This window comes from Pseudidiomarina atlantica (genome assembly GCF_000753735.1).
Classification (GTDB): Bacteria; Pseudomonadota; Gammaproteobacteria; order Enterobacterales; family Alteromonadaceae; genus Pseudidiomarina; species Pseudidiomarina atlantica.
Genome location: NZ_JPIN01000001.1, coordinates 22,621 through 37,047, shown reverse-complemented (window position 1 = coordinate 37,047; position 14,427 = coordinate 22,621). Strand labels below are relative to the sequence as shown.

Genomic DNA, 14,427 nt, shown 5'->3' with positions numbered 1-14,427 from the left:
AGGTGTTATGAACTTTCAATATATAAGCTTAGAACAGCAAGGTAACGTTGCGACATTGACGCTGAACCGTCCCGAGGTACACAACGCCTTTGACGATGTAATGATCGCTGAACTACTCAGCGCATTGGAGCAGGTCAGCAACGATGCGAATGCACGGTTACTGGTATTGCGGTCGAACGGTCGTAATTTCTCGGCCGGCGCTGACTTGGCGTGGATGCGCTCGATGGCAGCAAAAAACTACGACGAGAATATTGCTGATGCGAGTGAACTCGCGCGCTTGATGCAAAACTTAGATGAACTCAGCAAGCCGACGTTGTGTTTAGTGCAAGGCGCAGCCTTCGGCGGTGCCGTGGGGCTCGCCGCGTGCTGCGACATCGTCGTTGCGGAAGCACAAGCAAGTTTCTGTTTAAGCGAAGTTAAGATTGGTCTGATTCCAGCGGTGATTAGTCCTTATGTCATGCGTGCTATCGGCAGCCGCCAAGCACGGCGCTACATGCTCACCGCCGAGCGCTTCAACGCTGATACAGCCAAACACTTGGGCTTGGTGCATGAAATTGTCGACGATCTCGACACTGCAGTCACTGAATTCGCTAGCACTTTATGCGCCAATAGTCCCGCGGCTGTACGCGCCGCCAAACAACTTATTGCTGATTTGGATCAGCAACCGCTCGATGACCAAGCACAACGGCTGACCATTGAACGCATTGCGGCAATTCGCGTGTCCGCCGAAGGACAAGAAGGCTTGAGTGCCTTCCTCGAAAAGCGCAGCCCGAACTGGAAAAAGGATTCGTAATGATAGCCAAACTATTAATTGCCAACCGTGGCGAAATTGCTTGTCGGATCATCCGTACCGCGCGACATCTGGGCATCCGCACTGTTGCAGTGTATTCCGCAGCAGATCAGCAAGCGCAGCATGTGCAACTGGCTGACGAGAGCGTCTTCATTGGTCCTGCACCGAGCGCTGAGAGTTATTTAGTCGTCGATAAAATCATCGCGGCCGCCAAACAAACCGGTGCCGATGCCATCCATCCCGGCTACGGCTTCTTGTCAGAAAACGAAGCTTTCGCTGATGCTTGTGCCAGCAATAACATTATTTTTGTCGGCCCACCGACCAGTGCCATTGCTGCAATGGGTTCAAAGAGTGCGGCCAAGTCGATCATGAGCGAAGCCGAAGTGCCGCTGGTACCCGGCTATCATGGCAACGAACAGGGTCTCGAGAAACTGCTGGCCGAAGCTGAACAAATCGGCTTTCCAGTGCTGCTCAAAGCAGCTTACGGCGGCGGTGGTAAAGGCATGCGCATTGTCGAATCGGCAAAACAGTTTAAAGAAGCCTTAGCTTCAGCCAAACGTGAGGCACAGGCGGCTTTTGGTAACGACAAAATGTTGGTCGAAAAATACCTTACGAAGCCGCGTCACGTGGAGATTCAGGTGTTCTGTGATCAACACGGCAATGCGGTCTACCTTGCCGAGCGTGACTGTTCGGTGCAGCGCCGCCACCAAAAAGTTATCGAAGAAGCCCCTGCTCCAGCGCTAAGTGAGCGCACTCGACAAGCTATGGGCGAGGCTGCGGTGCGCGCAGCACAGGCCATTGATTACGTGGGTGCAGGTACCGTTGAGTTTCTGCTCGACACCGATAATCGTTTCTATTTTATGGAAATGAACACGCGTTTGCAGGTAGAGCATCCCGTTACCGAAATGGTCACCGGACAAGATTTAGTCGCGTGGCAATTACAAGTGGCCGCGGGCGAGCCTTTGCCGCTTAGCCAAGACCAAGTGCAATTGCATGGTCATGCCTTTGAAGCACGCATTTACGCTGAGGACCCGCACAATGACTTCCTCCCAAGTACGGGCGTGTTGCATCATTTGCGCACCCCTAACCCAGCAGCTGATGTACGTATCGACAGTGGCGTGGTCGAAGGCGATGAGGTGAGTGCCTATTATGACCCGATGATAGCTAAGTTAGTGGTCTGGGGTGAGGATCGCGCCACCGCGCTACGCAAACTACTGCAAGCCTTAGATAGTTATCGCATTGCTGGTGTACGCACCAATATCGATTTTCTGCGCAGCATTGCACGGCATCGCGACTTTGCGCAAGCAAACCTCACCACCCGCTTTATCGAGAAGCATGAAAAAGTGCTGTTTGCCGATTACACCGAACAACAAATTCAAGATCACGCGGTACTGGCAGCATTGGCGGAAAACTTGTTGGAACGCCCTAGTGCAGGCGCCGACGTGTGGCAACAGGCGCGCGGTTTCCGCCTAAATCAACCGGCACAATACGCTCTCGAACTGCTGTATCGTGACACGCCCATCAGCGTTGCCTTAGAACAAACTGGTAATGGCTGGCGCAGCCAATTCGATAAGCGTATCTGGCAGGCGGAACTCAATGGCGATTGTTTGTCGGTCAGTTGCGACGGGCATGGTTACCAAGTTTACGTAATGCAAGACGCGCAAAGTATTACGGTGTTCTCGCAGTCAGCTAACTTGCACTTCCAACGCCATTTAGTCGCTGATACGCTCAGTCAAGAACCAGCCGCCGGCAGTATGACCGCGCCAATGAACGGCACCATTGTAGAAGTTCTAGTACAACCGGGCGATACCGTTGAAGCCGAGCAAGCGCTCGTGATCATGGAAGCGATGAAAATGGAATATACCATTCGCGCGGCACACGCCGGCACCGTCGAGCAAGTATTTTATGGTGCTGGTGACTTAGTCAGTGATGGTGCTGAATTAGTGAGCTTAAGTACAGATACCACGGGTGATGCATGAGCAATACAAGCATTAAACTGGTCGAGGTAGGCCCTCGTGATGGTCTTCAAAGTGAGGCATCAGTAGCGACTGAGAGTAAAATTCAGTTAGTTGATGAGCTCAGCGCTGCTGGCGTGCGCTACATTGAAACTGGGTCTTTTGTGAGCCCCAAATGGGTGCCACAGATGGCTGATAGCGCGGCGGTTTTTGCTGGTATTCAACGCCGTGAGGGGGTCACCTACGCGGCATTGACCCCTAATCTGAAAGGGTTTGAGGCAGCGCTAGCGGCCGGCGCTGATGAAGTTGCGATTTTTGGTGCCGCCTCTGAAGGCTTCAGCCAAAAAAACATCAATTGTTCGATTGCCGAGAGTTTGGCTCGCTTTGAACCAGTCTTAGCTGCCGCACAACAAGCAGGTTTGCGGGTGCGTGGCTACGTCAGTTGCGTCCTTGGCTGTCCTTATGACGGTGACATCGCCCCCAGTCAAGTTGCTTGGGTGGCGGAACAGCTCGCGGCGATGGGCTGCTATGAAGTATCCTTGGGCGATACCATTGGCGTAGGTACGCCGCTGAAAGCACAGCAAATGCTCGAAGCAGTGGCCAAGCGCGTCCCAATGGAGCAACTTGCGCTGCATTTTCACAATACCTATGGTCAAGCGCTCGCCAATATTGCTAGTTGTTTGCCCATGGGTGTACGCACTATTGATAGCGCCGTTGCCGGTTTGGGTGGCTGTCCATACGCTAAAGGTGCCAGCGGCAATGTTGCTAGTGAAGATGTAGTCTACATGTTGCACGGTATGGGCTACGACACCGGTATCGACCTTACTGCCTTGATTCAAGCAGGCGCGCGTATCTGTCAGCGTCTTGGGCAACGGCCACGCTCCAATGTCGCGCTTGCCGAATTAGCAAAACAATAAATCAACGGGAGCCAATCATGACAGCGAAAATGTTGTGGCAACCTACAGCAACACAAATTGCCAACGCGCGCATGACCGATTTCATGCAGCACATTAACCAAAAATATAAGTTAGACCTCGGCAGTTACCACCAATTACATGACTGGTCGGTGCGCGAAAGTGCCGAGTTTTGGCAGCAAATTTGGGACTATTTTGCGGTCATCGGTGATGCCGGTGCGCAAGTGGTCGAAGCGCAAGACAAACTGCCAGGCGCGAAGTGGTTTCCAGATGCACAACTTAACTTCGCAGAGAATTTATTACGCCATCAAGATGATCGTACCGCGCTCATCTTTCGCGGCGAGAACGGTAGCCGTCAGCAACTGAGCTATGCCGAGCTCAATCAGCAAGTCGCAGCCATTGCCAGTCAACTTAAACAGGTGGGCGTGGCAAAAGGTGATCGCGTTGCGGCCATGATGCCTAACTGCATTGAAACCATTGTGGCCATGTTGGCAACAACTAGCTTAGGCGCTGTCTGGTCTTCTTGTTCGCCCGACTTCGGTGTACAAGGTGTGCTCGACCGTTTTGGCCAGATTTCACCGAAAGTGTTTATCACTGTCGATGGCTATTTCTACAATGGTAAAAAACTCGATATTAGCGAAAAAACGGCAGCAATTCGTGCTGAATTGAGTAGCCTTGAGCAAACCGTTTTGGTCAACTTCGCGGGGCTCAATCCACAGATAGATCGCAACACCGTGCACTGGCATGACTGGCTCAAGCAGGCTGATGCAACGGCCACACCAAGCTTTGTACGCATGGGCTTTAACGATCCGTTGTATATCATGTTCAGTTCAGGGACCACCGGGGTACCCAAGTGTATCGTCCATGGGATTGGCGGTACCCTACTGCAACACCTTAAAGAGCACGGTCTTCATACCGACCTAAAACGTGATGATGTACTGTTCTACTTCACCACTTGCGGTTGGATGATGTGGAATTGGTTGGTGTCGGGTCTCGCCCAAGGGGCAACGCTGGTATTGTTTGACGGCTCGCCATTTTATCCCGCCCCAGAAGTGTTGTGGGATATCGCCGATGACGAAGGTATATCGGTTTTCGGTACCAGTGCAAAATATCTATCGGCACTGGAAAAAGCGCAGTGCAAGCCGGCGCAATCGCATCAACTAAGCACATTACGCAGCATTCTCACCACCGGTTCGGTACTTGCACCTGAGAGCTTTGATTACGTTTATCGCGATATCAAACAAGACCTTTGCTTGTCGTCAATTTCTGGCGGCACCGACATCGTTTCTTGCTTTGCTTTGGGTTGCCCTATTCTGCCAGTCTACCGTGGCGAGTTACAATGCCGCGGACTTGGACTCGATGTGCAAGTATTCAACGACGATGGCAATGCTGTGCAGCAACAAAAAGGTGAACTGGTGTGTCGCAATAGCTTTCCCTGTATGCCTATCGGCTTTTGGGGTGACGATGACGGCCAACGTTATTTCAATGCCTATTTTGCGCGCTTTAATAACATCTGGGCGCACGGCGACTACGCTGAGATTACCGCGCACGACGGCGTGATTATTTATGGTCGTTCTGATGCCGTGCTAAATCCAGGCGGGGTGCGCATTGGTACTGCAGAAATTTATCGACAAGTAGAAAAAATTGATGCGGTGTTAGAGAGCATAGCTGTCGGTCAACGCTGGCAAGACGACGAGCGTGTGGTACTCTTTGTGCGCTTGCGCGACGGCATCGTGTTAGATGCGGACTTGCAGCAACAGATTCGCAAAATCATCCGACAGAATGCGACGCCGCGACACGTACCCGCTGTTATCGCACAAGTGAATGACATTCCACGCACTGTCAGTGGCAAAATTGTCGAACTTGCAGTACGCCAAGTCATTCATGGCGAAACCGTTAAGAACACCGATGCTTTGGCGAATCCAGAAGCCTTAAACGAGTTCGCAGATAGAGCTGAACTGAAGGAATAAAGCTTAAATGAAACAAAAGTTTTGGCTGCATTTTCGCAATCTGAGCCTGATTGCTTGTGTCGGTGTGGTGCTAACCTTGCTGGCACAGCATCTTGTGTTGCAATCTGAAGCCAAAGCAATTCAACAACGGTTAAGCGATGATACGCGCTTGCTAGAAAACCAATTTCGCCAGTTGATGCTCAATTACTCATTCGCCACGGAATGGACCGCACGCAATCTTGCTGATGATGAAAGTACTCGGCAGCAACAACTGGATGAAGAAAGCACTGCGTTGTTTCTTTATTATCCCTCATTGCAACGCTTACTGCTGTTAGATAGCAATTTTGTGCCGGTCTACAATCGCAGTAATAGCCAACAAATGCCACTACTCGATTCGGCATTTGCTGATACGCTGATTGCCAGCAAACTACAGCACCAGAGTAACAGTGCACATGCCTTATCGGCACCGGCACAACAGTTTTCGGCAGCCGGCGAAGACATTGTGATTGCGGCGCACCTAGCATCTGCTGAAGGTGCCAATGCTTCGCGTTACCTCGTGCTCGTGGTCGACATTAGTCGATTATTTGATGCTCTGGTACGGACGGAAATAATTGAAGGCTATCAGGTCGAAATCACCGCCGAACAACAATCTATTTATCGCTTTGCCGGGAGTGACGCGATGCGCGATGAGTGGGCGATTGATCGCCCGTTACGCTTCGCCGCCAACGAATGGCAATTGAGTCTATGGCCGACCGCCGAACGCCTCAAGGATATGCACTCAGCAAGCGGCCAATTGGTATTGTTTGGTGGTTTGGCTCTCACGTTAGGAGCCCTATTTCTAGGCTGGCGTGCGGCTAATTTACGCCACAGACTCTTACAACAACAGCAGCAACTTAAACAATCCCGTAAGCAATTGAAGCAACATAATGCATCAGAAGCAAAACTAATGTTTTTGGCTGATCACGATCCACAAACCGAACTGCCAAACCGCAACGGCTTAGTTGCCCATTTAAGTGAACAACTACCGAATTGCCAAGCGCGTCATCACGACATGCTGATCATGGTGATTGCTGTTGACAGTTTTCGTGAACTCAATCATGCCTTAGGCCACGCGGTCGCCGATGAAATGATGAAACGCCTCGCGTTGCGCATTAAGAAGATACTGCCACAGCGCACGCAGCTAGCGCGCACCGGAATTGATACCTTTGTGCTGGCATACGAAGTGACCAGTTCGCAGCATAATGAGCAGGCGATCATCCAACAATTGACTGAAAGTATTCGCCCACAGTTGTTTATCGACCAACAAGAGATCTATTGCTCGGCGTCATTTGGGATTGCCTACGCCAGTGATGCTGATTACGATGCGGAAACCCTATTGCATTACGCCGATACGGCTTTGTTTCATGCGAAACAACAGGGCTATTTTGGCGTTGCCAGCTATCGTCCGGAACAGGCACTAGAACTATCGACGCGGCGCGAAACCCTTGCGTTGTTGCGCATCGCTTTAGAGCAGCGTGATTTGATCCTGTATTATCAACCCATCGTCAATGTGCGCACGCATCGTGCCGTTGGGGTCGAGGCTTTGTTACGCTGGCGGCACGGTGAACAACTGGTCGAACCCTTACAATTTCTCGACCTAATGGAGCAAACTGGTCTGGTTTTTTCAATGACTGAGTTTGTGATTAAACATGCCTGTAAGCAGGCGGCAGAGTGGCGAAATCTCGGTAATGACAAGCTTCTCACCACAGTGAACTTATCATTGCGACAGCTCACCATGCCTGAGTTGCCCGAATTGATTGCGCATCATCTGAAGCGCTCATCGCTACCCGCCGATGCCTTGCAAGTAGAGCTCAGTGAAGACGTCTACTTGCAGTTGTGCAATAATCATCGCAGCAGCGTTGAGCAATTTAAAAAACTAGGCCTGCGGGTTGCGGTGCAATTGACCGGCATGACCAGTGCCTTAATTACGGCAATTAAAGTATGTTCGCCCTACACTATCAAAATTGCGCCCAGTTTAATGCGCGATGTGCCGGTGCAGACCATTGCAACCGAGTTGGTAGAAGGGATTTTACGGACCGCGAAAAACCTCCGTATCGAAGTGGTTGCGGTGGCGGTAGAACAGCAACCTCAAATTGACTTTTTGCTGCAGCGCGATTGTTATATGGCGCAAGGAAATTACTTATTACCGGCACTTCCAGCCGCGCTACTCAGCGAAAAATTGTCACAGCCAATTAAGGGGCACATTGAACGCCCCGCAGCGTTATAGGAGTTCATAATGCAACGCGAAAGTATGGAATTTGACGTCGTTATCGTCGGTGCAGGTCCAGCTGGACTTGCAACAGCCTGCCGCCTAGCTCAGCTCGCGCAAGAACAGCAACAAGAACTCATGATTTGTGTGGTTGAGAAAGGCTCAGAAGTGGGTGCACATATCCTCTCCGGCGCAGTATTTGAGACACGTGCGCTTGATGAACTCTTTCCTGACTGGAAAGAGCGCGGAGCGCCATTAAATACGCCTGTGACTGAAGACCATATATTTTTATTCAATGATGAAAAGTCAGCGCGTCGTCTGCCGAACTTTATGGTGCCAAAAACCTTTCATAACAAAGGCAATTACATCACTAGTATGGGCAACCTCTGCCGCTGGTTAGCAGCACAAGCCGAGCAACTGGGTGTGGAGATTTTCCCCGGTTTCCCTGCTGCTGACGTCATCATTGAAGAGGGTCGTGTGGCCGGGGTGATTACCGGTGATATGGGTATCAGCGCTGACGGAGAACAAAAAGATAGCTTCGAACCAGGTATGGAACTGCGCGCCAAATACACAGTTTTTGCCGAGGGCTGCCGCGGCCATTTAGGCAAGCGCTTGCAGGCCGAGTTTGATCTAGCTGATGATGCCTCACCGCAACATTATGCAATTGGCTTTAAAGAAATTTGGGATGTTCCTGCGGAACAGCATCAACCAGGCTTGGTGGTCCACTCTACAGGTTGGCCGCTGGCTAAAAATGCGACCGGTGGTGGCTATTTGTATCATGCTGAAGATGGTCAAGTATACGTGGGATTGATCGTCGATCTGAATTACGCAAATCCCTATTTAAATCCGTTCCAAGAGTTTCAACGCTTTAAAACACACCCTGAAATTGCTAAGACTTTGGCGAACGCTAAACGAGTTACTTACGGCGCGCGAGCCATCGCCAAAGGTGGTTTTTATTCGTTGCCCAAAATGACCATGCCTGGTGGCATTCTCGTTGGCTGTAACGCCGGCACCCTGAACTTTGCCAAAATAAAAGGTAACCACACAGCAATGAAGTCCGGCCTGCTTGCGGCCGAAAGTATTATCGCTGCATTGGCTGCGGAAACACCCGCTGCTGAGTTAACCGATTATGCGGAACGCTTCAAACAATCCTGGCTGTACGATGAGCTTTACCGTTCGCGTAATTTCGGCCCGGTCATCCATAAGTTTGGCACTTGGGTTGGGGGCGCCTACAACACTGTGGACCAAAATTGGTTTGGCGGAAAACTACCCTTTACCTTCAAGGATGAAACGCCAGATTATCGCTGCACCGGTAAAGCTACTGATTTTCAACCGATTGAGTACCCTAAGCCAGACAATAAAATTACGTTTGACCGACTTTCTTCAGTGTATTTATCAAATACGAACCATGAAGAAGACCAGCCGTGCCACTTGCAACTCAAGGACGCCGACATTCCGCTACAAGTCAATTTGCCGGAATATGCGGAGCCCGCGCAACGATACTGTCCTGCTGGTGTTTATGAGGTAGTTGAAGAAGCTGGACAAGCGGTATTCAAAATTAATGCACAAAACTGTATTCACTGTAAAACCTGTGACATTAAAGACCCAAGTCAAAATATAACTTGGGTAACACCAGAAGGAACAGGTGGTCCAAATTACCCAAATATGTAAATTAAATTTACATCTTAATAATTGCTTGTAAGATAAAGCGGACAGCAAAATAAGCTTGCTGTTCGCTTTTTATTTTTATTAAATGCGAACTCTCACATTAAAAATTGGAATCATTAAATTATGAGTGACTTTTTAGATATCCTGACACATGGACGCCGTCTAAAAGCCGCAGTAAAGGAATTATCTGTTTCTGAACTAGAAGAAGTTCAGAAAAAATTAGAGAAAGTAATTAGTGACCGCCGTGAAGAAGAAGCGGAATTACAAAAGTTAGAAGCTGAGAAACAGCGCAAGATCGCTGAACTGAAGAAAGCGATGGCCGACGCTGGGATTGGTGTCGACGAATTAGTTGAAGGTACACCTGTTACGGTGAAGCCAAAGCGTAAGCGCGCTCCGAAGCCTGCTAAATATGCCATTATTGATAAGAATGGCGAACGTATCACTTGGACCGGACAAGGTCGCATGCCTAACGCACTAAAAGATGCTTTAGAACGCGGTGATAAAATTGAAAAGTATTTGATAAAATAATGTGTTTTATTTAAATAGAAGCCGCTTTATGAGCGGCTTCTTTATTTTCTATTTTGCCCCCATACCACCATCAATCCTATAATTAGCACCCGTAATAAACTGACTTTCATCACTCGCCAAAAATAAAGTCAAATAGGCAATTTCTTCTGATTCACCATAGCGTCCGAGTGGGATCATAGTTTCTAATTGATGCTTGGTATCTTCCGCATGACCCGGTTGAAACATTTCTTCGATCGAACGCATCATTCGCGTATTTACCGGTGACGGATGCACCGAATTGACGCGGATCTTGTCTGCCGCGCCTTCTAGGGCTGCACATTTGGTGAGGCCCGTGAGCGCATGTTTTGACGCTACATAAGGCGCTGCTAGTGCGCTGCCCGCGAGACCTGCCACTGACGACATGTTGATGATGCTGCCCCCGCCCTGTTGTTGCATTACTCGCATAACCGCTTGCAAACCAACAAAGGCGCCACGCACATTAATCGCTTGCACGCGGTCAAAATTCTCCAATGTTTGCTCGATTATCGGCATCATTTGCCCTTCAATCGCAGCATTATTCACAAAAATGTCAATGCGCCCAAAGGTTTTAACCGCATGATCTACATAAGCTTGTACTTGTTCAGGAACACTAACGTCTGCGACGTAATAAGTACTTTGATCAGCTGGCAACGCCGCATCGACTTCGGCTAATTCTGCTTCGTGCCAATCAACTAATACCACTTTCGCTCCTTCTTGCACGAACATCTCAGCGATAACTTTACCTATGCCGGCACCTGCACCAGTGATCAGCGCAACTTTGTTTTGTAATCGAGCCATTTCTAACCTCCTGATAAATAACTACCTACAGGAATAGGTCATTTTCCGCTAAAAAGCAAAAGCCCTACATAGTGTAGGGCTTTTAAAACAACTTTCGTCACAAAAGTTGGTTGAGAGAGTAAGCTTTACTGAATCGTGATATTCGCTTCACCAATGCCTACATCGACATTGACGCGCGCTTGGCCACGTCCCTCAGCATTACCTGAAGCACTGATAAACGCGCGCTCTTTTTGCTGCTTCATAGCGCCTTCAATATTGACATCACCAATGCCTACATCAGCTTTCACGTCGGCAACTTCACCAACAAGAATCACATCTAATTCACCAATGCCGATATCGACATCCAAATCAGCAGCGTCCATTTCACCAATCACTTCACCTATACCTAGGTCAATCGTCACACTTGCGACTTGTGGCATTTTTATGCGCCAAGTCAGCTTGACGTTGTCTTGCTCTGGAACAACCAAGTCAAGGCGATTGCCGTTTTGCTCGGCACGCAACTCAACCGCATCTAAATTGGCATCGCTAAAGAACGAGGTTTCCGCCTCTTCGGCGACCATTTCCACTTCAATGGTGTCACCACTGTAGCGGATCAGCTCAACACTACCCACACCTGATTCCACGCTAAGCTCGGTTGCACTACTCGCCGTGTAGCTTGCTTCGAACTTACGCTCTTGTGCATTCGCCACACTCGCAAATGGCACGCTCACTGCTGTTACCATCGCAATTAAAAAGATCGCTGAAAACCACACTGATTGTTGCCGTGTCATGATAAAGCTCCCACATTTTTGTTGTTAGACACTCAATTGTTCATTCACATCTAGAGTAATGCACACACCGTGCCAACTTTGCCAACCCCACAGCCAGCCCTCCACCGCAAAAACCCGAAACAAAGGGCAGCCCTTTCTGGGGTTAAAAGTTCGCGAAACTGACAAAAATGTGATGAAATCCGCTAAATAATGAATAGAGTCCTAAATTGCGCGAGTTCGGAGACAGATGCAGCACAACATTGAGGCGATTGGCTACGTTCGCAGTCCTTATAAAGAGAAGTTTGCGGTGCCGCGGCAGCCAGGCTTGGTGGCGGCGGCGCGCTGCTGTATTGAGTTGCACGGCGACTTTGCCCGGCCAGATACCACGCGGGGGCTGGAGCAATTTAGCCATGTGTGGGTAGTGTTCGCATTTCATGAAAATCTCACCCAAGGCTGGCAGCCGCTGGTACGCCCACCGCGACTCGGTGGCAACGACAAGCTCGGCGTGTTTGCCACACGCTCCACTTTTCGTCCCAATGGTTTAGGTTTATCGGTGGTGCAACTAGAGCGCATTGAGTACGGCAACAACGGGACCCAAATCTACGTCATCGGCGGGGATTGGGTCGATGGCACGCCCGTGTTCGACATCAAACCTTATGTTCCCTATGCCGATGCTCTCCCCCATGCTCAGGCTGGGTACGCCCAGCAGGCGCCGAACGCGCAGCTCACTACACAGTTTAGCACCACCGCTATACAGCAACTTCAGCGTTATACCGTTGATTACCCGCAACTGCAGCAGCTCATCGAGCAAGTACTGGCGCAAGATCCCCGACCGGCCTACCAACGCCAACAACCCAGCGAACGCGTGTATGGGATGCAATTGTACGACCTTAACATTCAATGGCAGGTGCAAGAACAGCAAAACCTAGTGATAAACATCACGAAAGTCTTTTGACCAAGGCTCGCTACTGATAGAATTCTGGTCAATCGATTGAACCGCATAAGAATAGAAGGGATACCATGCGTACCAGCCATTATCTTTTGGGCACTTTGAAAGAAACGCCTGCTGACGCCGAAGTCATCAGTCATCAACTCATGTTGCGCGCCGGCATGATCCGTAAAGTTGCAGCCGGTTTGTACACGTGGACGCCCACTGGGTTGCGCGTCTTACGTAAGGTTGAAACAGTGGTGCGCGAAGAAATGGAACGCGCCGGTGCTCTCGAAGTACTGATGCCAATGGTACAACCCGCCGATTTATGGGAAGAATCAGGCCGTTGGGAAGACTATGGCCCTGAGCTGCTGCGCCTCAAAGATCGCAACCAACGTGATTTCGTATTAGGCCCGACCCACGAAGAGGTGATCTCTGAGCTAGTGCGCAAAGAAGTGAACAGCTACAAGCAATTACCGCTAAATCTGTTCCAAATCCAAACCAAATTCCGCGACGAAATTCGTCCGCGTTTTGGCGTGATGCGCGCTCGTGAGTTCATCATGAAAGACGCTTACTCCTTCCATTTGGATCAAGCCAGCTTGCAAGAAACCTACGACGCCATGCATGCCGCTTATTGTCGTATCTTCGAGCGCCTTGGTCTTGATTTCCGCCCAGTGATTGCCGATACCGGTTCGATAGGCGGTAGTTCATCACATGAATTCCATGTGTTGGCCTCATCTGGCGAAGACGATATCGCGTTTTCAGACAGCTCAGACTACGCCGCCAACGTTGAGCTAGCTGAAGCTGTTGCCCCAGCCCAGCAACGCCCTGCCGCTAAAGCAGCCATGGAAAAAGTCGCGACACCAAATGCGAAAACCATCGACGCGCTGGTTGAGCAATTTAAATTGCCGATCATGCAAACCGTCAAAACCCTTATCGTTCACGGCAGTGAAGAAGGCAAACTGGTAGCGCTCATGGTACGCGGCGATCACACGCTGAACGAAATCAAAGCGGCAAAACTTGAGCAAGTCGCAAGCCCACTGGTGTTCGCCAGTGAAGAAGAAATTCGCCAAGTCATTGGTGCCGGTCCAGGCTCATTAGGTCCTGTCGATCTGCCAATCGATCTCATCATCGACCGCAGTGTTGCAGTCATGGCCGACTTTGGCGCCGGTGCCAACGAAGACGGCTATCACTACTTCAATATCAATTGGGAACGCGATGTCGCACTGCCGATGGTCGCGGATTTGCGCAATGTGGTTGAAGGTGACCCAAGCCCTTGTGGCAATGGCACGCTACAAATCAAGCGCGGCATCGAAGTTGGTCACATTTTCCAGCTCGGAAAAAAATACTCTGATGCAATGAAAGTGGGTGTACTCACGGAATCAGGCAAGCACGAGACCTTGATGATGGGCTGTTACGGTATCGGTGTCTCGCGCATTGTGGCGTCAGCTATTGAGCAAAACCATGATGAGTATGGCATCACTTGGCCAGAAGCTTTAGCGCCTTTCCAAGTCGCCATCGTACCCATGAACATGCACAAGTCAGTACGCGTACAGGAAACCGCTGAGCATCTTTACAAGGAGCTCAAAGCTGCTGGTATCGATGTGTTATTTGATGATCGCAAAGAACGCCCTGGCGTCATGTTTGCGGATATGGAGCTTATCGGTGTGCCGCATCAAATCGTCATCGGCGAGCGCAATCTCGACGAACAAGCCGTCGAATATAAAAACCGTCGCAGCGGTGAGAAAACTAAAATCGCCATTGCTGACGTTCTAACAACCCTTAAAGAAAAAGGCGTTGTTGGCTGTTAGCTATTCGCTCTTCGAGAACTTCAAACAGCGAACAGCCGAGCTTTTGGTTGTTCGCTCTTTGAGACCTGCAA

The 14,427-nt window shown here is 50.1% G+C and carries 11 protein-coding genes; 9 read left to right on the top strand and 2 right to left on the bottom strand.

The annotated features are described in order from the left end of the window. Positions 1–7: 7 nt before the first annotated feature. From IDAT_RS00185 to IDAT_RS00155, 7 genes are all read left to right on the top strand, one after another. Positions 8–793: an enoyl-CoA hydratase/isomerase family protein gene (locus IDAT_RS00185; RefSeq protein WP_034728997.1), complete on the top strand. Its 786-nt coding sequence runs from the start codon at positions 8–10 to the stop codon at positions 791–793. Next, positions 793–2,769 carry an acetyl/propionyl/methylcrotonyl-CoA carboxylase subunit alpha gene (locus IDAT_RS00180; protein ID WP_034728995.1) on the top strand — a complete coding sequence of 659 codons (1,977 nt, stop codon included), beginning with the start codon at positions 793–795 and terminating at the stop codon, positions 2,767–2,769. Before IDAT_RS00185 ends, IDAT_RS00180 begins: the two co-directional genes overlap by 1 nt. Further along, the gene (locus IDAT_RS00175; RefSeq protein WP_034728993.1) at positions 2,766–3,662 is read left to right on the top strand and encodes a hydroxymethylglutaryl-CoA lyase; all 897 of its coding nucleotides are present in this window, start codon (positions 2,766–2,768) and stop codon (positions 3,660–3,662) included. Before IDAT_RS00180 ends, IDAT_RS00175 begins: the two co-directional genes overlap by 4 nt. 17 nt (positions 3,663–3,679) lie before the next feature. Then, a complete protein-coding gene (locus IDAT_RS00170) occupies positions 3,680–5,629 on the top strand; it encodes an acetoacetate--CoA ligase (protein ID WP_034728991.1) in 1,950 nt (649 codons plus the stop codon). Positions 5,630–5,636: 7 nt separating this feature from the next. Beyond that, positions 5,637–7,874: a putative bifunctional diguanylate cyclase/phosphodiesterase gene (locus IDAT_RS00165; protein WP_034728989.1), complete on the top strand. Its 2,238-nt coding sequence runs from the start codon at positions 5,637–5,639 to the stop codon at positions 7,872–7,874. Positions 7,875–7,883: 9 nt separating this feature from the next. Then, on the top strand, positions 7,884–9,527 hold the full coding sequence (locus tag IDAT_RS00160; RefSeq protein WP_034728987.1) for an electron transfer flavoprotein-ubiquinone oxidoreductase: 1,644 nt from the start codon (positions 7,884–7,886) through the stop codon (positions 9,525–9,527). Positions 9,528–9,647: 120 nt separating this feature from the next. Continuing rightward, complete coding sequence (locus IDAT_RS00155) at positions 9,648–10,052, top strand: H-NS family histone-like protein (RefSeq protein WP_034728985.1); 405 nt, start codon at positions 9,648–9,650, stop codon at positions 10,050–10,052. Between the two features lie 48 nt (positions 10,053–10,100). Here IDAT_RS00155 and IDAT_RS00150 read toward each other — a convergent pair whose 3' ends face one another. Both IDAT_RS00150 and IDAT_RS00145 read right to left on the bottom strand, forming a co-directional pair. Beyond that, entirely contained in the window at positions 10,101–10,868 is a 768-nt protein-coding gene (locus tag IDAT_RS00150) for an SDR family NAD(P)-dependent oxidoreductase (protein WP_034728981.1), read from the bottom strand. A gap of 125 nt (positions 10,869–10,993) precedes the next feature. After that, on the bottom strand, positions 10,994–11,638 hold the full coding sequence (locus IDAT_RS00145) for a hypothetical protein (RefSeq protein WP_034728979.1): 645 nt from the start codon (positions 11,636–11,638) through the stop codon (positions 10,994–10,996). 226 nt (positions 11,639–11,864) lie between these two features. Here IDAT_RS00145 and tsaA point away from each other — a divergent pair, with 226 nt between their 5' ends. Further along, positions 11,865–12,572, top strand: a complete 708-nt coding sequence (tsaA, locus tag IDAT_RS00140) for a tRNA (N6-threonylcarbamoyladenosine(37)-N6)-methyltransferase TrmO (protein ID WP_034728976.1) — start codon at positions 11,865–11,867, stop codon at positions 12,570–12,572. 65 nt (positions 12,573–12,637) lie between these two features. Continuing rightward, a complete protein-coding gene (locus tag IDAT_RS00135) occupies positions 12,638–14,356 on the top strand; it encodes a proline--tRNA ligase (RefSeq protein WP_034728972.1) in 1,719 nt (572 codons plus the stop codon). Positions 14,357–14,427: the final 71 nt, after the last annotated feature.